We start from the raw sequence: 342 nt of genomic DNA, 5'->3' as shown, positions 1-342 counted from the left end.
TTACACCCTTGCTTGCCATAACAAATGCTAAATGACGTTCTAAGCCTTCAAGCGCAAGTAAGTCTTCAGCTGGCTCTGCGCCATCTAAGCTTTCTTCCGTTTTAAGTGCTTTAGTGGTTAATGCGTCTTTTGCACGTGAGCGCAATAGATCAACCGTTTCTTCATCTAAGCCATCAATTTCTAAAAATTCAGATGCCGGTACATACGCAACTTCTTCAAGTGACGAGAAACCTTCGTTAATTAATAATGAAGCAAATTCATCATCAATTTCTAAATTTTCAGTAAATAAGTTAAGTAACTTATCTGACTCAGCTTCGTTTTTGCTACGCATGTCTTCAACAG

Annotated in this window: 1 pseudogene; it reads right to left on the bottom strand. The window is 38.3% G+C overall.

The window, feature by feature from the left end:
* Positions 1-342 (bottom strand): annotated as a pseudogene (nusA, locus tag AAEY62_RS21060) (transcription termination factor NusA); the annotation flags it as partial.

It is taken from the genome of Pseudoalteromonas sp. GW168-MNA-CIBAN-0100 (assembly GCF_040309225.1).
In the GTDB taxonomy this organism is placed as follows: domain Bacteria; phylum Pseudomonadota; class Gammaproteobacteria; order Enterobacterales; family Alteromonadaceae; genus Pseudoalteromonas; species Pseudoalteromonas arctica.
The sequence above is the reverse complement of the archived record's forward strand: the minus strand, read 5'-3'. Positions and strand labels throughout refer to the sequence as shown.